The 17,711-nt window shown below is 45.9% G+C and carries 19 protein-coding genes and 1 riboswitch; of the genes, 8 read left to right on the forward strand and 11 right to left on the reverse strand.

Going from position 1 to position 17,711, the window contains the following annotated elements:
• Window positions 1–113: 113 nt before the first annotated feature.
• The 5 genes from thiE to HC026_RS03595 all read right to left on the reverse strand — a co-directional run bounded on the left by thiE (window position 114) and on the right by HC026_RS03595 (window position 4,353).
• The gene (thiE, locus tag HC026_RS03575; protein ID WP_168924614.1) at window positions 114–752 is read right to left on the reverse strand and encodes a thiamine phosphate synthase; all 639 of its coding nucleotides are present in this window, start codon (window positions 750–752) and stop codon (window positions 114–116) included.
• Window positions 749–1,573: a bifunctional hydroxymethylpyrimidine kinase/phosphomethylpyrimidine kinase gene (thiD, locus tag HC026_RS03580; protein ID WP_168924615.1), complete on the reverse strand. Its 825-nt coding sequence runs from the start codon at window positions 1,571–1,573 to the stop codon at window positions 749–751. The genes thiE and thiD overlap by 4 nt, the downstream gene beginning before the upstream one ends.
• Before the next feature lie 17 nt (window positions 1,574–1,590).
• Window positions 1,591–2,382 carry a hydroxyethylthiazole kinase gene (gene thiM / locus HC026_RS03585; RefSeq protein WP_168924616.1) on the reverse strand — a complete coding sequence of 264 codons (792 nt, stop codon included), beginning with the start codon at window positions 2,380–2,382 and terminating at the stop codon, window positions 1,591–1,593.
• A gap of 97 nt (window positions 2,383–2,479) precedes the next feature.
• Window positions 2,480–2,586, reverse strand: a riboswitch (TPP riboswitch).
• 331 nt (window positions 2,587–2,917) lie between these two features.
• Window positions 2,918–3,766 carry an aldo/keto reductase gene (locus HC026_RS03590; RefSeq protein ID WP_168924617.1) on the reverse strand — a complete coding sequence of 283 codons (849 nt, stop codon included), beginning with the start codon at window positions 3,764–3,766 and terminating at the stop codon, window positions 2,918–2,920.
• Between the two features lie 338 nt (window positions 3,767–4,104).
• On the reverse strand, window positions 4,105–4,353 hold the full coding sequence (locus HC026_RS03595; protein WP_168924618.1) for a hypothetical protein: 249 nt from the start codon (window positions 4,351–4,353) through the stop codon (window positions 4,105–4,107).
• 199 nt (window positions 4,354–4,552) lie between these two features.
• Between HC026_RS03595 and HC026_RS03600 the strand changes: the two genes are divergently transcribed.
• From HC026_RS03600 to HC026_RS03610, 3 genes are all read left to right on the forward strand, one after another.
• Window positions 4,553–5,554 carry an aldose epimerase family protein gene (locus HC026_RS03600; protein WP_168924619.1) on the forward strand — a complete coding sequence of 334 codons (1,002 nt, stop codon included), beginning with the start codon at window positions 4,553–4,555 and terminating at the stop codon, window positions 5,552–5,554.
• Between the two features lie 107 nt (window positions 5,555–5,661).
• A complete protein-coding gene (gene rlmD, locus HC026_RS03605) occupies window positions 5,662–7,095 on the forward strand; it encodes a 23S rRNA (uracil(1939)-C(5))-methyltransferase RlmD (protein ID WP_168924620.1) in 1,434 nt (477 codons plus the stop codon).
• A gap of 97 nt (window positions 7,096–7,192) precedes the next feature.
• On the forward strand, window positions 7,193–7,627 hold the full coding sequence (locus HC026_RS03610; RefSeq protein WP_168924621.1) for a hypothetical protein: 435 nt from the start codon (window positions 7,193–7,195) through the stop codon (window positions 7,625–7,627).
• Between the two features lie 237 nt (window positions 7,628–7,864).
• On the opposite strand, the gene HC026_RS03615 is transcribed toward HC026_RS03610, so the two are convergent.
• Together HC026_RS03615 and HC026_RS03620 are read right to left on the reverse strand one after the other, a co-directional pair.
• A complete protein-coding gene (locus HC026_RS03615) occupies window positions 7,865–9,184 on the reverse strand; it encodes an MFS transporter (RefSeq protein WP_168924622.1) in 1,320 nt (439 codons plus the stop codon).
• A gap of 15 nt (window positions 9,185–9,199) precedes the next feature.
• Window positions 9,200–9,697 (reverse strand): DUF1440 domain-containing protein, encoded by a 498-nt coding sequence (locus HC026_RS03620; RefSeq protein ID WP_168924623.1) that lies wholly within the window; start codon window positions 9,695–9,697, stop codon window positions 9,200–9,202.
• Window positions 9,698–9,868: 171 nt separating this feature from the next.
• On the opposite strand from HC026_RS03620, the gene HC026_RS03625 reads away from it, so the two are divergent.
• The gene (locus tag HC026_RS03625; RefSeq protein ID WP_168924624.1) at window positions 9,869–10,351 is read left to right on the forward strand and encodes a DUF2975 domain-containing protein; all 483 of its coding nucleotides are present in this window, start codon (window positions 9,869–9,871) and stop codon (window positions 10,349–10,351) included.
• A gap of 13 nt (window positions 10,352–10,364) precedes the next feature.
• Window positions 10,365–10,577, forward strand: a complete 213-nt coding sequence (locus HC026_RS03630; protein WP_168924625.1) for a helix-turn-helix domain-containing protein — start codon at window positions 10,365–10,367, stop codon at window positions 10,575–10,577.
• A gap of 73 nt (window positions 10,578–10,650) precedes the next feature.
• Here the strand turns inward: HC026_RS03630 and glpK are convergent, their stop codons facing one another.
• Window positions 10,651–12,165 (reverse strand): glycerol kinase GlpK, encoded by a 1,515-nt coding sequence (glpK, locus tag HC026_RS03635; RefSeq protein WP_168924626.1) that lies wholly within the window; start codon window positions 12,163–12,165, stop codon window positions 10,651–10,653.
• Window positions 12,166–12,499: 334 nt separating this feature from the next.
• Window positions 12,500–12,751, reverse strand: a complete 252-nt coding sequence (locus HC026_RS03640) for a hypothetical protein (protein ID WP_168924643.1) — start codon at window positions 12,749–12,751, stop codon at window positions 12,500–12,502.
• 164 nt (window positions 12,752–12,915) lie between these two features.
• Here HC026_RS03640 and HC026_RS03645 point away from each other — a divergent pair, with 164 nt between their 5' ends.
• Window positions 12,916–13,656 (forward strand): gamma-glutamyl-gamma-aminobutyrate hydrolase family protein, encoded by a 741-nt coding sequence (locus HC026_RS03645; protein WP_168924627.1) that lies wholly within the window; start codon window positions 12,916–12,918, stop codon window positions 13,654–13,656.
• 27 nt (window positions 13,657–13,683) lie between these two features.
• On the opposite strand, the gene HC026_RS03650 is transcribed toward HC026_RS03645, so the two are convergent.
• Together HC026_RS03650 and HC026_RS03655 are read right to left on the reverse strand one after the other, a co-directional pair.
• Window positions 13,684–14,568, reverse strand: a complete 885-nt coding sequence (locus HC026_RS03650) for an alpha/beta hydrolase fold domain-containing protein (protein WP_168924628.1) — start codon at window positions 14,566–14,568, stop codon at window positions 13,684–13,686.
• A gap of 3 nt (window positions 14,569–14,571) precedes the next feature.
• Entirely contained in the window at window positions 14,572–15,222 is a 651-nt protein-coding gene (locus HC026_RS03655; protein ID WP_168924629.1) for an NAD(P)H-binding protein, read from the reverse strand.
• A 176-nt stretch (window positions 15,223–15,398) separates the two neighbouring features.
• Between HC026_RS03655 and HC026_RS03660 the strand changes: the two genes are divergently transcribed.
• Both HC026_RS03660 and HC026_RS03665 read left to right on the forward strand, forming a co-directional pair.
• Complete coding sequence (locus tag HC026_RS03660) at window positions 15,399–16,199, forward strand: tyrosine-protein phosphatase (RefSeq protein ID WP_168924630.1); 801 nt, start codon at window positions 15,399–15,401, stop codon at window positions 16,197–16,199.
• Between the two features lie 16 nt (window positions 16,200–16,215).
• Window positions 16,216–17,142 (forward strand): alpha/beta hydrolase, encoded by a 927-nt coding sequence (locus HC026_RS03665; protein ID WP_168924631.1) that lies wholly within the window; start codon window positions 16,216–16,218, stop codon window positions 17,140–17,142.
• Window positions 17,143–17,711: the final 569 nt, after the last annotated feature.

The following is a 17,711-nucleotide window of genomic DNA, read 5'->3' on the forward strand; positions in this document are numbered from 1 at the left end:
CATTTTAATGAGAAAAGTTTAAAACTAGCCGGCATGCTTGTCAATAATTGACCATCACTTGCTGGAATTATATTAAAAAGACCGAATCACAAGATCCGGCCCCACACATTTAACTATGCTTGAAGCATTGCCTTCACAACACCATCAATATCATCACTTTGTGCAATCAGTGAGATGACCGCTGACCCAGCAGCACCCGTCTTGATCACACTGCTCAAATCCGCAACAGTAATACCGCCAATAGCAACGATTGGCCGATTAGTAAGCCCAACTAATTGCTTTAGCCCATCCAGCCCAATCACTGGGTCGGCATCCGCTTTAGAACCAGTTGGATGAATCGGCCCACTCCCATAGTAATCGATACCCTCAATGGTATTAGCTGCCCGAACTTCCTCTTCGTTTGAGCAAGACAGCCCGACAATCATTTGGTCGCCAACTTCAGCGACAACCCGCTGAATTTTTTCATCAGACTGGCCAACGTGAATGCCATCAGCATTGACTTGCTTGGCCAGCTCAACGTTATCATCCACGATAAAGGGAATCCCAGCCTCAGCACATCGGCCACGTAATTTCATCGCCATGGCAGCTCGATCAATTGGACTGAGCGTTGAATCATTACCCTTATCGCGAAATTGAAAGGCTGTTATTCCTGCTTTAATTGCAGCATTCACAACAGTTTCGTACTGCCCTTCAGGTACATCTTGGGAGCCGCACACAAAGTACGCTTTTAACATTTCTGGTTTAAACTTCATTTGACCGCATGCTCCTCTCCGTATGCCCAGTGGTTCAACGGCCCATGACCACGACCGACTTGAATAGTGTTGCGAATAGCGGCTTCCACGAAGTCCTTCGCTACTCGAATAGCGGATTCAATGTCTTGACCCTTAGCGATTTCCGCCGTCATGGCACTAGATAACGTATCACCGGTACCGTGAGTTCGAACAGTATCCACTCGTGGTGAGCTTAGCCAGAATTCTTTGCCATCCGCCAGTAAAACGTAATCCGTGACTTTTTCGGTATCTCCATGACCGCCCTTAATCATGATGTTCTTAGCACCGGTGGCACGGAGCTGTTTGGCAGCCTTCTGCATATCTTCGTTCGTCTTAATGGTCATCTCTGTTAGTCGCTCTGCCTCAGGCAAGTTGGGGGTTACCACAGTTGCCAACGGCAGCAAATCGCGCTTAACCACGTTGATTGCATCGTCAGCCAACAATGGTGCACCACCCTTTGCAATCATAACGGGATCCACAATCAACGGCCCCAAATCATATTTTTTTAGATTTTCAACCACGATTTCGACGTGTTCCGCATCCGCCAGCATGCCAGTCTTGCAAGCTCTAATTTTCAAATCGCCTGCAACTGATGCAAACTGCTCATCAATTAATTTCTTAGATAATGCACTAAAATCTTGGACGCCAAGCGTATTCTGCGCGGTCACGGCCACAATCACCGCAGCGCTGAAAACGTGGCGTTCCTGCATGGTCTTGATATCGGCCATAACGCCGGCACCACCACCAGAATCGGTCCCCGCAATCGTTAGCGTTTGTGGGAACGCGTTAATCTCCTCAGCCATTGTAAACGTCACACCTTTCAGTCAAATTGAGCAATCTTTTCAATATCAGCGACAGATGCTAAATGCAACTCATCCATTAGTCGAGCTGAGAACGTTCCTGGCCGCTCTTCTTGTAATTGATCAGCAACCAGTTGACCAATTGACGCAAAGACTAGGCAGGCCGTTTGAGCTGCTTCAAAGTAGTCGCCGTCGCTGACCGCACAAAAGGCGCCCACGATACTGCTGAGCATGTCGCCCGAACCAACGTGAAGTTGAAATAGCGGTGTGCCATTGAAGACGCGAGCGACATGTTCACCATCTGTAATAACGTCGGTTTCACCACTGAGGATAACCACACAGTGATGCTTTTTAGCAGCTGCTTTAGCAACTTCCACCACGTCTTGATTACCGGAGCCAGCATCGATTCCCTTTGCGTCCCAAGCAACGTCTGCAAGAGCAGCGATTTCACCCGCATTACCACGAATCACATCCACTTGGAACTGGTTCATGAGGTCGAGTGCAACTTTCTTCCGGTAACTGATGGCACCAACGGCCACAGGATCGATCACTAACGGCTTATGCTGCGCATTGGCCGCCTTCCCCATAGCGAGAATGTGATCAACTTGTGGTTTCGAAAACGCACCCAAGTTCAGAGCAACAGCATTGCTGATACCGACCATTTCATCAGTTTCAGCAATTTCCTCGGACATGATGGGTGAAGCCCCGATCGCATTGATCCCATTTGCGACGTCTTGAACGGTCACAAAGTTTGAAATATTAAGAACAACGGGATTAGTCTCGCGAATCTGATTAAGTAAATCGATTTTCATGAAAATATCCTCCCTAGATATAAGTGCAAACAACAGTCAGCCATGAAAAAGAGCCGAGCTAAACAAAACGCTAGCTCGACTCTTCACCAGTAATACCAGTCCGAATTGAACACGTTCCTTCGCAAGTATGAACTTACAGGTTCAAAGGGATAGTGCAAGCACATCTCAGCCCCGAAAAATGATGGGACACCCCTCGTGTTGTTTGGGTTAATTGTAAAAGAAAAAGGGTGTGGAAGCAAGCAGTAAGGGTGCGAAAGCAAGCGCTTAGAGAGCGTAGTGTAAGGGACGGGCAACAAAAATCCTGAGCTTGGATTTTGGTTGGCTGTCCCTTACATGCAGCTCTCTGCTTGCTGGAGCCCGACTAAACCAGGGTGCAAAAGAAGACGGTTAGAGACTGGAGACTAGTGGGTGTTTGACATAAATCCTGAGCTTGGGATTTGTGTCAGATACCCGCTAGGTGTAAGTCTCTGTCTGCTGTAGCCCGACTAAAAACAAAAGAGCCCAGTCCCCAAAGAACTGAACTCCCCATATCAATTTAAAACAAAGTCGTATCCGGATCCGTTGCCAACCCAGCAGCGCCACGAAAACCATCAATCGTCTTCATATCTTCTTCAGCAATTTCAAAGTCAAATATATCGGTATTGGCCTTAATGTACTCAGCATGTACCGACTTAGGTAGCGGCAGGAACCCATGTTGCAAGTGCCAGCGTAAAACTAACTGTGGAACAGACTTATTGTACTTTTCGGCAATGTCTTTCAAATCATCAATTTGGAAGATTCTACCGGTACCAAATGGACTGTAGGCTTCTGTCACAATATCATGAGCGTTATTATATTCCACAACATTCGGTTGCAAATCCGATGGGTTTAAGAAAATCTGGTTCACCATTGGCGCAATCTTCGCAGTTTTCAGCAAAGCATCCAAGTGCTTCTGACGGAAGTTTGAAACCCCGATGGCCTTCAACAAGCCCTCTTCGTATGCTTCTTCCATAGCTTTCCAGGACTGAGCATTTGCTTCTTCCCAGTTATCACGGAAAGTCTCTGGATTCGGCCAATGAATAAGGTATAAGTCAACGTATTCCAAACCTAATTTCGATAGAGAAGTCCCAATGGCTTGCTTAGTTTTCTCATAACCATGATCGCCGTTCCATAATTTGGTCGTCACAAATAAATCTTCACGTTTCACACCAGAATCGTGAATTGCGTGACCCACACTTTCTTCGTTGCCATATGCGGCGGCCGTATCAATATGACGATAACCGGCTGCTAGGGCGTCAAGTACCGCGTGGTAAGCAACATCGCCATCTGGCGTCTGCCAAGTACCAAAACCTACGACTGGAATCTTGGTGCCGTTACTCAATGTATAAGTGTCTGTAAGAGTCATAAATGATCCTCCTTCGTGTACATCAATCACTACGGTGACAGTGTTAACAACTCTGAGTTTATCGTTTTTATGAACTTGAACGCAAGCGATTTGTCTTCTCATATTAAACGCAGCTTGCTGCATAAGTCTATATCGAAAAGGATTTAGTTCAATTTCCTGACTCACACACATCCTAAAATTTGCTTTAGTTCATTACTTACATATAGCCTTAACCTGTTCCACAACTCAGATTCCGGCCATATAACGCCAAATAACGCCATCCCGATAAAGCCCATCGGAATGACGTCATTCGGCGTTATATTCTGGAATCTACAAAGTTGTGTCACGGCCTCACAGATTTAAATCACCGGCGTTGCACTTAACCAATCGTATTGCAGTAACTGATGAGTCCCCTTAGTCACTGGCAGCCAGATTTTAGCCTTCGCGATATCCTTCATACTTTGCCAGAAAGACTTGTCGTTTTTTAGAATTGCGTTTGGTTTAATTTGGATTAAATCGTTATTTTCGGTTTTTGCGGTCATGTTAGACCCATTGACATCAACTAGTTGCACGGCAATGGTCTCGATTTCTGAGCTATCAAGTAACATATCTATCAATCCTTTCGAGAATCGTTCTTGATATTACGTTAATAAGAATACCAGTCAAATATCTCGAAACTGTGAAGAAATTGTTGGGAAATCGTTAAGACGCACTTTCATTTATTTTCAATAAATATTTACTAAATTTTCTAAGCCATAAAGCGTATAATAATAGTTGATAAAGCGTTTACACAAGGAGGATTTATTTATGCAAATTACAGCCGATCTTTTTGGTCAACACGATGGTCAAGATGTTCATCGCTATACCATTACCAATGCTGCTGGTAACTTCATCCAAGTCAGTGAACTTGGCGCCACTTGGACGAACTTCAACGTTAATGACCATCCGTTGATCGTTCACTTTGATAAACTATCTGATTACGAAACAACCGCTTCATGCTTAGGCATGTCAATCGGCCGAGTTGCTGGTCGGATCACAAAAGCCCAAGCACCAATTGACGGCAAAGAATATCATTTTGAAGCCAACGAAAACGACAATACACTTCACGGTGGCCCTCACGGCTTCGCTAGCTTTGTCTGGCACGCTGAACAATCCATTCGCGATCACGATGCGAGTGTTACTTTCTCACGTAATATTGCTAGCACTGAAGATCATTTTCCAGGAGATCTCGATGTCCGCATCACCTACACCTTCAATGATGATAACGATGTGACCATCAACTTCAGCGCCGCTTCAACCGCCGCTACCTTGTTCAACCCAACCTGCCACGTTTACTGGAACCTGACTGAAGGGCAAAAGTCTTTGAAGGATCAACTGCTGAAAATCAACAGTTCTCGTCGTTTAGACTTAGCCTCAGATAAAGTACCAACTGGCAAGTTCACTGAATTAGCTGGAACCGGCTACGACTTTTCAAAGGGTCGCGACGTTCCTGACGCACTGGCTGACATCAAGTCACAGTACAACAAAGATGAAATCGACGATATTTATGAAGTTAAGGGCAGCGCAACTGAACCAATAGCCGTATTGAGTGATAAGTCCAGCAAGCGTCATGTTGCCATCTACTCAGAACGTAACGGCCTGGTCGTCTTCACCTCTAACCCATTTGACGATAGTAAGCCTTACAACGCCTTGGCAACTGAAGCCCAAACTCTGCCGGATGCACCTAACCACGAAGATTTCGGTGATATCTCACTGAACCCAGGGGAATTGAAATCTTACTCAATTAAATATCACTATTACGAAGAATAGTTCTTTCCCGTGATAAATGGAGCGGTCCAGCTTGTGCTGGACCGCTCTTTTACGCTACAATACGGAAGACGTGAGACTACTAAAAAGCACTAGATAGGATAAAAATATTGAATACAAATCAATCGCAACACCGTTACCACAACTCAAATAATCACCGACCTCATCAGCAAAATGGCGTTCAGGTCACGCTAGGCCAGCGCTTCCCGCTGACCATCAAGCGCCTGGGCATCAATGGTGAAGGCATCGGCTACTTCAAACGTAAGCTGGTCTTCGTGAAGGGTGCGTTACCAAACGAAGTGATCGTGGCTGAAGTCACTGGCATCAAACCATCATTTTTAACCGCCAAAATTCACCGGCTAAAAACGCCCAGTCCTGACCGAGTTAAACCACGGGACGACTATGCTGCCGAAGTCGGCGGTTTTGAGCTCGAACACCTCGCCTACCCAGCGCAACTAGACTTCAAGCGAGACGTCGTTTTACAATCTCTGGAAAAGTTCCAGCCCAAGGGTTTCCGGAACTTCTTGTTGAAGCCCACCATTGGGATGGACAATCCCTACGAATACCGCAATAAGGCTCAATTCCAAGTTCGCCGCGATGCTGACGGCCATGTCATTGCGGGTCTGTATAAGGAACGCAGCCATGATTTAGTTGATTTAAGCACGTGTTCTGTTCAAATGCCTGCAACCATGCGGGTCATGCGTGGCGTAGTCGCACTCATGGAGGAACTGGACGTTAGTACTTATGATGAAAAGCATGGTACCGGTCTGGTTCGGACGGTGGTCGTTCGAGTAGCTGAAGGCACTGGTGAAGTCCAAGTCGTCTTCGTCACTGCCAAAGCGCCCTTCCCACAAGAAGCCGAAATGGTGGACCAACTGCTGGCAAAGTTTCCAGAAGTGGTCTCTATTATGCAAAATATTAACAATGATAAAACGTCACTCATTTGGGGCGAAAAAACTGAGTTATTAGCGGGTAAACCACAAATCCGTGAGGTTCTAAATGGTCTGCAGTTTAACCTATCCGCACGGGCGTTCTTACAGCTCAACCCCTACCAAACCGTTCGACTCTATGATGAAGCCTTAAAGGCACTAGCTTTGTCAGATAACGAAACTGTGATCGATGCTTATTCTGGTGTCGGCACAATCGGTCTGTCAATCGCTCACGCAGCTAAAGAAGTCCGTGGGATGGATGTGATTGCTGATGCAGTTGATGATGCCAATGAAAACGCGCGGATCAACGGTATCGATAACGTACGCTACGAAACCGGCACGGCTGAATCAGTCATCCCCAAATGGCTTAGTGAAGGTTTTCGACCGGATGCCTTGATCGTCGACCCACCACGGACTGGCCTAGATGATGGCTTAATCAACGCCATTTTAGACGCCAAGCCGAAAAAGTTTGTGTACATTTCCTGCAACCCTTCGACATTGGCACGAGACTTAGTGAAATTAACGAAACAGTATCACGTGGACTACATTCAGTCAGTGGACATGATGCCGCAAACCGCGCGTTGTGAAGCAGTTGTGAAATTTACCCGAGCTTAGCCCTAGCCAAAAACAGCATTTAGGCTTATCATAATGAAATAACCCAGTTTGACCAATTTTGACTATTAACAGATTTAGTGTAGAAAAGAGGGGTTAAATGCAAAATCCATTTGGAAACAACGATAACGGCGATAATAATGAGGGCCCAAACGGGATTCCAGTACCGCCTAACTACGCTACCGTTGTAAAAGAGGATAATGGCGATATTCGAATTGGCAAAGTCGGCTTCTCGTATACGACCTTTTTCTTCATCTTCCTCGTCCCCATTTTTCGAGGGGATTGGTACAATTTTCTCTGTATGGCTGGCGTGAATCTCGGAATCCTCTTAGGATTTTATTCCATTCACTTTACGTCGATGCAAACATTCAGTACTGTCTATAGTATTCTTCAGTTCGCAATAAGCTTCCTTTGGGGTTATTTGTACAACCTGATGTACTTCCGCCACTTGTTCAATCGCGGTTTTAAACCCGCCACGGAACGTTCGAAGGATCTGCTGACTAAGAGCGGCTACTTAAAAACTAAAAAAGACTAAAAATAGCGTGGAGCAAAATTGCTCTACGCTATTTTTTTGCCTAATGTTTTCTGGCGGGCAGAGTTTGCTGTTGCCGATTCTGGAGACTAAACGTGTTCACCAAGGCAGAAACCTGCTCTTGCCGATTCTGGCGACTAAACGTGTTCAGGCAGGCAGAGACTTGCACGTAAGCCAAGAAGGACGGTGCCCAGGCAAAGTACGCCTGATCTCCGCCCTTCTTAGCTTACGCTCCAGTCTCTATACGCCTGCCTTCACACTCTTCATTACTTCCTCATCATAAAACCACAGCACCGCAAACATCACCACGTAAATTACCAACGGAATCCACACGTAATTCCAGTTGATCATTGACAGCGTTGCGGCGTTTTGAGCTTGATCTGGTACATATCCCGACAATTGGAACAAGCCAGCTGTAATCAAGCCACCAACTCCCAGGCCAACGTTCACGCCGAAGTTATCGCTGGCAGCCAGAATGCCTTCAGCTTGGATTCCCATAGTGACGCCATAGCGGATCGTATCAGCAATCATGATGGACACCAACCCAACGATCATCCCGTGACCAATAGCGTTGACGACCACGCCGGTAAATAACACCGATAACGTGTTTAAATACACCCCCGCAGCCAATATTAGCTGGCCGAAAAATGCTGTCACAATGCCAGTCAACATGGTTTTCCTGTTACCGTGAATACTGGATAAACGCAATATCAGAATCACGCCAACCAGTGAAGCCAACGTAAAACCATTCGCCAGCGGCACCAGAGATTCCTTATTCAACGTGTATTTAAAATAGTAAATAGCGGTCTGGTTCTTGATCGCCGTGACTAACCAAAACAGCAAAATCACAACTGAAATCCGAATCCACGGCTGATTCTTTAAAATCATCGGTAGTACTTGCTTGAAAGACTGATGGGCGATTTTCTTATTGGTAAACCGTTCCCGCACGTGGAAAAAGGTGTTCCAAATCAGGATCAGTGAAATCACACCAAACAGCGTGATGGTCATCAAAAAACCGTGCTGCTGATTGCCACGGCCAAAAAATGCTACCAGTGGCAGCGTGAAAACCGCCACGATAATTTGCACCGAACTACCGAAGAATTGCCGGATTACCCCAAGTAGGGTCAGTTCGCGTTCGTTTTGCGACATCGTGGGTAATATTGAGGTGATTGGTAGATTGACTGCCGTGTAGAAGAATCCCAGTCCCAGATACGTCACATACGCCCAAATTAATTTGCCCGTACTGGAAAAATTCGGCGTCACAAAAGTGAGAATTGCGAATATCACATAGGGCAAGGCGTACCATAGGAAAAACGGTCGGCTCTTACCGAATTTGGAATGTGTATGATCGATCATCAGACCAATTAGTGGGCTTTCAATCACATCCGCCACCCGGGCAACAACGAATAGAATCGCCACCGCACCGGGTGTCAGACCGTAAACATCCGTATAGAAGAACAGCAGATAAGTCGTCATCACCTGAAAGACTAGGTTGTCAGCCGCGTCGCTCAAGCCATAGCTGATTCGTTCTGGCCATTTCGTTTGCCAAGTTTTGTTCACAGTTGGTCACCGACTTCACTTCGTATTTGTTAAATCACGATAAACTTCATCCGAGATGATGTGGTTAGTCCACATCCAGGCCATATGACCTAGGGCTTCAGAGAAATGTTCCTCAGCTGGTTGGTCTTTCGCACTAGGGACTGTTCCCATTGCTGGCATGATACCCAGATGAAAGGCACTCCAGACGCCCAGACCAAACAGGGTCCCCTGCCCAGCCCGAATAACGGGTGCGTAATGTTCGGCAACACTATACAATAGCGCGAAACTTGTGGAAAAACCGAAGTGAATCATAAAGCTAACCCAGGGCATCTGCTGGTTTGAATACGTATAAGTGGCATGAGTGACTTTTTCTGGAACGCCTAGTTGTTCTAACAACCGCTGCGGCGGATTCGTTTGGTCCCGTTCCGGTGTTCGTGGTGGCAGGATATTCTCCCAACCTAATTTGACTAAACCTGAAGCTACGCCGGCAACGGTGCCAGCAATCACTGCAGCTTTTAAATCAACTCTCGTCATGTAAACCCCTCCTAATAAATCATTGCAAAACCACACTGTTAGTATAGCTTAACTTGCCCCAATTTCCCCGGATTTACACGTTGACGCAAGAAAACTTAAGTAATCTTTTATCGTTTTTCAATAAAGCCCATGCTATACTAACGGCAATAAAGAACGAACGGAGGCTCTACTATGCGCAAAGGAACTTGGTTTTTAAGACTCACACTGGGTGGTCTCGCCCTGCTAGTCATCGCGGTGGGCATTATTCCATTTCCCATCATGTTACGGGAAATGTTTACGCACGCACCCAATCACTTAAATATCGTCGTTATCATCTTAGGCACTGGTATTTACTTGGCCATCATCGGCTTCTTGGCAGCAGTTCTGTATGCAGAAAAATTGCTGAGTATCATCGACCATCAGCAGGCCTTCAGCGCTACCGCGGTGGATTACCTTAATCGCTTGAAGTGGTCATTAGTTGTTGTCACTGCCGGTGTCTGGCTTTGGTTACCCTTCATTTTTGCCGTTACCCAGCTGGATGATGCGCCAGGTTTATTGCTGATTGGTTTAGTGATTGCTGCCGTACCGCTGATTTTAACCGTCTTCATGGCCGTCCTTGTCCGCTTGTGGAAAGCCGCGTTGCAACTTAAAAACGAGAACGATCTGACCGTTTAGGAGTGCGAGGATAATGATTGAAATTAAACTAGACGAGCTACTAGCCAAGAGGCACATGACCTTGACTCAATTATCTCCAGAGGTTGGTGTCACCATCGCCAATTTATCGATCCTCAAAACTGGTAAAGCAAAAGCAGTGCGTTTCTCAACACTGGCTAAAATTTGTCAGGTTTTAGACTGCCAGCCTGGAGATTTGCTGCGCTACCGCTCAGATTCTGACCATTAAAAACGAATCACCCCCATCCCGAAGACCAACGGAATGGGGGTGATTCGTCTTAAATTCTCTAATCGCACTCTGTTTAATGATTTGGTTTAAACGCCCTGGTGGCCTTGATTGCAATTTGCCAGCCATCATACAAATGAGCCCGCCGTTCAGCGGTCATTTCTGGGGTAAAGGTCCTGCCAGCCGCATGAATCTGCTTGACTTCATCCAAGTCCTTCCAATAGCCGATTGCAAGACCAGCACAAATCGCTGCCCCCAGCGCCGTAGTTTCCTCGTCGCTAGAACGAATAATCGGCAGGTTCAAAATATCCGCCTGGAACTGCATCAAATAACGGTTTCTTGATGCCCCGCCATCCGCTAAAATTTCCACTACCGGCATCTCAGTATCTTGCCGCATGGTTTCGATAATATCTCTAGTCTGGTAGGCAATTGACTGCAACGTGGCTTTCACAAAATCACTACGGTTCGTTCCGCGAGTGAGACCGAAGACCGCTCCACGGGCATCCTGATCCCAGTATGGCGCGCCTAATCCGTTGAAGGCTGGCACCACGTAGACTTCATCATCGTTAGTGGATTCCATAGCTACTTGACGAGATTGAGGGACGTTGTCAATGATTTTCATGGTTTCCTGGAGCCAGTTTAACGCCGTCCCAGCCACGAAAATTGAGCCTTCAAGCGCATAGGTTAACTTGCCATCTAAATCGTAGGCAATCGTAGTCAATAATTTGTGTTTCGATAATTGCGGCTTATCACCCGTATTCATCACAATGAAGGCCCCGTCACCATACGTGTTTTTGACTTCGCCTGGTTTAAAGGCCATCTGACCAATCAAGGCGGCCTGTTGGTCACCAACCAGTCCGCAGATTGGCACTTCCACACCGTAGAACTGATAGTTTTTAGTGGTCCCATAGACTTCTGAACAGGAATGGATTTCCGGCAACATTTGCTTGGGAATGTTCAAGATTTTCAGAATCTCATCGTCCCATTTTAAATCATGAATGTTAAACATCATCGTTCGGCTGGCGTTGGTATAATCGGTGATGTGCAGCTGCCCATCCGACAACTTCCAGACCAGCCAGCTGTCAATGGTGCCCATGAGCAATTCACCTTGTTCAGCGCGTTCTTGGGCACCAGGTACGTGATCCAGTAACCAGCGAACCTTGGTGGCTGAGAAGTAAGAATCAATCACCAACCCAGTGTGCTCATGGATCATGTCTGAATAACCGTCTGATACCATCTGTTTGGCGATTGGCGCGGTCTGCTTCGATAGCCAGCCGATAGCGTGATAAATGGGCTGACCGGTTGCCTTATCCCAAATGACTGTTGTTTCACGTTGACTTGAAATCCCGATACCATCAATGTACTCAGGATGAACCCCGGCATCAATCAGGGCGCTAGCAATTACCGACTGAACGGAATTCCACAATTCATTCGCATCAGCTTCTACCCAACCATTATGCGGATAGTATTGGGGAAACGACTTTTGACTTTCAATCACTTTCCGGCCTGAATGGTCAAATAACATTGCACGAGTCACAGAAGTTCCTTGATCGATTGCAAGTATATAGTGTTCCGGCTCCTTCATTGCCATAACAATTCACTACCTCCAGCTTTGTGATTAGTAAACGGTTTCAAAACTAGTCTTACTGTATCACATTCACAAAGTCAATGTCATTCATTATGGCGTAATCTCAGACAATTATTAATTTTTTATTAGCAATCTGTTCACGCTAAACACACAATAGCAGCTTGGAGGCATATTAAATCAGTTACCACGATGTTCTTGCCCACGACTTCAACATAGACTAATCGAGCGTCAAAACTCATCCGGCCATGTAACGTAAATAAGACTAATCCCAGCAAAGTTCGTCGGAATTAGTCTTATTTACGTTACATTCTAGAATCTATCGAGTTTTGTCGCTCACTTACCGTTTAATAACAACCCGAATATCAGCTGGTTTGTCGGTATGGGTTGGATTTAGTTCTTCTTTATAATTGAAATCTGCTTCCTGGAAATACTTCTTAATTTCCGCGTTCACGTCTTCAATCGGGCGTTTGTCGTTATCCTGTTGCGTAACCAATAGGGTATATTCTTTAGCGTCTTCATCAACGTCTTCAAATGCGTAGATTACATCTACCGTATTCAAAATTTCTTGAATCATTTGTCGCTCTGTCATTGCCATCTTCATTTACCTCGTTTAATTTTAGTTACATTACTAATGTAACGCTCTTTTAGGGGAATGTTAAATATTTTAACGGGGGGAATGGGACTTTGTATGTTAGAATTGACAACAAGTTATGGCCCTACAAAGTTATCTTTAGAGAAAAGGAGAGATCGCCCTTGCGCCCACGAATTGCATTACCAGCTGACACTTTAGCTGAAGCTACTAACATTATTAACGAACGAAACGCCGCTTTTGCGCCCCGGCCCGCTATTGAAGCCGTTGTTAAAGCTGGTGGTATCCCGATTATTTTCCCCAGCGTTGATCCTGAAGACGTTACGGACTACATAGATTTATTTGATGGCATCGCTTTTCTTGGGGGTGCCGACGTTGATCCCACCTTTTACGGTGAGGAACCTCACGAAAAACTGGGTGTAACATACCGCAAACGTGATTTATTTGAAATTGAACTTCTAAAGCAAGCTGTTGCAAAGGGTAAAGCCATCTTTGGTATATGCCGTGGCATGCAGCTGATCAATACCGGCTTGGGTGGCACCATCTACCAAGACCTGTCGGAAAATCCCAATGCCACTTTGAAACATAACCAAGCTGCGGCAGGTAACATGCCCTCACATCATGTCACGGTGGAAAAGGACAGCCGCCTCTTTAAAATCGCTGGTGGCCGGCCCTACGTCAATTCCCGCCACCATGAAGCCGTGAAGAAACTGGCCAACAGTTTAAAGGTCACTGCTCGGGCCGACGATGGTGTCATCGAAGCTTGCGAGTCAATCGATAATGATCAAATTTTGGCGGTTCAATGGCATCCAGAAAACATGTATAAACATCACGAAGAATCAAAGGCGCTCTTCGCTGACCTGATTGCCCGTAGCCAAAAAGTGGCAGAACATGATCGCACATAACTTAATTTGAGGACTAAAAAACGACCATCACTGGTCGTTTTTTTGCATCAATTTGCTCAAACTGGCAAAGACCTGTTTACTTTCAGGTAAATCTGGCCACATGAGAAAGTCATGCAGCATATTCTTCATTTCGTGCACGTCAACTTGAGTTCCGTCAGCCTGCTGCAACTTTTCGGCGAGTTTGCGGTGATCCGGTAACAACAATTCAGTTGTCCCGTACCAAAGGCTGATTCGGCCTAAATGATCCATTGAACCATTTAGCGGTGAAACCAACGAATCATCTAGAACTAAGTTTCCCGCATAATTAGCTGCCACTTGTCGCATGGCCTGCAGTGGTAGTTCAGGGTCAGCTTCATGTCGTTCCTCGATTTCAGGATCGCGCATGGCTAAATCAGTCCAAGGGGAAACTAACGCCGTTGCGGTGGGTATTGGCAGCTGCTTACCACGTAGCTGTTGTAATAATACCAATGCTAGTCCAGCTCCAGATGAGTCCCCTAACCAATAAAATTCGTCATCTGGATATTCTGCTCGCAGTTCCTCATACGCATCGAGTGACGCGGGCACCGTTTCGTTTGCTGTATGTTCGGGCGCTAGTGGGAAGTCCAGCATGGTCGCCTTCGCACCCAACTGGGCAACAATTTTTTCCATCCATTGTCGATGACTGTCAGTTGCCGGTACCGTGTAGGCGCCACCGTGGAAAATGACCACGTGTCGGTTAGTTGTCTTTGTCGGCAAAAGCGTCACTAAACGACCACGTTCAAGGGGTACAACCTTCGCTTGATCTGGTTGCTTAAACTTACTGGGATCAAGATGGTCAGTTCGCCGACTAGGATGCCGAAAGCTGGTGGCTACTTGCTGCTTTAAACGACCGCGTTTTGTTTTAAATAAGAGCCAATCACCACGTACACTCATGCATTAACCCTCCTGATTACGAACCGTAAATCGCTGATGCTGATGGGTTGGAGATTCAATTTCGTCTAAAATTGCCAACGCCATATTCCCGTTAGAAAGTTCTGATTTACCGTTGGAATCCACCAAAATCTCATCCGTACCCAAAACGTACCCATTGGTCGGGCCTGGGCCAAAGTTTCTGGAAGGTGACACCGCCACCCAGTCCACATTATCAACCATTTGAAGGAATTCATACTCGTAAGTCTGATTAAGCGGGGTACCAATCCACTGATCATGATCTGGCATGGCTAATAACTGGTCTAATAGTCGCTTGCCATCGGACAGTTTCAGACTCGCCGCACCAATAATCACGAACAAGCGGGTTTTAGTGTCGCGTAAATCATGCACTAATTTGGTCAATAGATCTAAATGCAAGTAAGCCACTGGCGAACCCATTGGGACAGCGAAAGCGTCAATCACTACGTCAAATGCTGTTAAATCGTCCTTGGTCAAGGCAAAGGCATCCTTTACCAACAGGCTGGCATCTTCGCCAAGCGCAGCCCGTCCCCGTTCTTCGTTACGTACAATAGCGGTTGGTTCGTGTCCACGCTTCTTTGCCTCCGCATACACAGCTGAACCCGTTTTACCGTTACCGCCAATAATCCCAATTTTCATCGTGATCACCTTCCCTTTGCAAATATTCAATAGGAATATTATAGCGCTTTCATTTACTTTAACAAAGCAATTTGCTAGTTGCCATTTAGGTGTCGCAATACCTTTACGCATGAAATGGTTTGCTAATTGGGTTACAATAAATAACACGTAGACCATCTATGAGGGGGGAGTTTTTCATGCAGGAAACTAATCAACGCGTCTTAACCATGGATCACGGCTATAATTTCCGGGAACTGGGTGGCTACCCAGCCAGCAATGGTCAGACGGTGAAATGGCAGCGGGTTATTCGAACCGCAACGCTAGCCTATTTATCTGAGAATGATCAGCAAGCACTGGTTGACTACGGCGTCAAATATGACATCGATTTTCGTTCTGATGGTGAAGTTGCTGAAGCCCCAGACCGAATTCCCGGCAACGTTCTCTATCGCCATCTCCCCGTCTTCCCCACGGACAAAACCGATGCTTCAAAAACCCAGGCAGAACTGGACGCGGAACTGAAAGCCCGAAAAAAGAGCGGCTTCGATCACATGCTCGACGTCTATCGAGATATGATTGTTGAACCACAAGCCCACTCGGCCTACCAGACGTTCTTTGCCGCACTATTAAGTAACTCTGGTGAGAACAACGTGTTACTTTTTCACTGTACTGCCGGTAAAGACCGCACAGGTATGGGGGCAGCCTTCTTTCTTTCTGCCCTCGGTGTCCCACATAAAATCATCAAACAAGACTACCTATTAACCAACGACATTTTGTCTCCACTGATTCAAAACCGATTGATCAAAGCTAAAAATGAAGGTGTTACTGGCACTATGCTGGACACGATTAAGGCCCAGATGACAGTTTCTAGCGGCTACTTTGATGCTGCTATGACTGCCATCGACAAGCACTATGGCTCAATGCCACAATTTTTAAACGAAGCACTGCAGTTATCAACTGAAGATATTGCAGATTTAAAAAAACTCTACTTAACTCACTAAATATGGAGGTTAGAATTTGAAAAAATCAGTTACACTTGGACTCCCACTGGCGGCAGTCGCTACTGGTGCGCTATACGTTAGCCATTACCTGTTTAATATCGCATTTAAGCGGGTCAACTACGTCCCAGAAACCTCCAAGGAAAAGCAAAAATACGCGGATCAATATTATGCTTATGTGAATTGGTTCAAAAACATTCCACAAGAAACTTGGTACTTACATGAAAATAACTCCGAAAAACGGTTAGTGGCCACCTTCATTCAGCACCCTGATCACCTTAAAAAGACGGTCGTCATTTCACATGGCTACAAGGGGAACCGAGAAACAATGGCGAACTATGCCAAAATGTTCTACGACATGGGCTTCAACATCTTGATGCCCGATGACCGTGCTCACGGAGAAAGTTCCGGTAAATACATCAATTTCGGCTGGCTAGACCGACTTGATTATCTCAGTTGGATCAACAAACTGATTGATATTAAGGGTGAAGACGAAAAAATTCTCCTCTTCGGCGTTAGCATGGGCGGTGCCACGATGGAAATGCTGTCTGGAGAAAACCTGCCGACACAAGTTAAAGCCATCATCGCAGACTGTGGCTACTCCAGCATTAAAGAGGAAATGACTTATTTGCTCCGTGAACAGTACCATTTGCCAGAATATCCAATTGAGCCCTTAGTCAGCACCATCAATCGACGCCGATTAGGGTATTATCTGGGCGATGTCTCCTCCATTGAACAATTAAAAAAGAATCGCCGACCGATTCTTTTTATCCACGGCGGTAAAGATACCTACGTCCCAGTTAAGATGGCTTACGAAAACTATCGTGCGACAAAAGCACCTAAACAGCTATGGATCGTTAAAAACGCTACCCACGCTGAAAGCTTCTGGTATAATCCAGCAGCTTATCAGGCGCGAGTTAATGCTTTCTTAAAAACTTATTTCTAAGATAAGAAAAACTTCAAAAATTTCACGTTTGAAGTTCACACTTTTATCACATTTAGTTGATATATTAATATCATAGCAAAGGCAACAAGCTATACCTCTTATAACAGAGGGTACACTTCCTTGTTTCATCAGTTTCCTCCCCCTAAGGAACTGATTGCATGCGGGATCCCATCCTCCTCCCCTAGAAAACGGATCCCCCTGCTCCTCTTTATATTTCCAATTCCCCCCTATGATTGGAAATCTAATCCCTATTAAAAAACCAAACTCGTTGGAGTTTGGTTTTTTTGTTTCGTTTAAGTTTGCGTAGCCGAATCGGGCTACTCCAGGCAGAGACTTGCACCTAAATAACTCTCAGCAAAAATCCAAAACCAGGTTTTTTGCCGAGAGTCACTTAGGCTCCAGTCTCTAAACGCCTGGCTTCGCACCTTAAATTAATCGGGCTACTCCAGGCAGACAGCTGCATGTAACGGCGTATCAACTAAAATCCAAGACCAGGATTTTTACTGTTATATTGCCGAATTGGGCTACAGAAAGCAGAGAGCTACATGGAAGGGGCTTCGGACCTAAAT

Origin of the sequence: Secundilactobacillus angelensis, assembly GCF_012641075.1 — a bacterium.
Lineage (GTDB): Bacteria > Bacillota > Bacilli > Lactobacillales > Lactobacillaceae > Secundilactobacillus > Secundilactobacillus angelensis.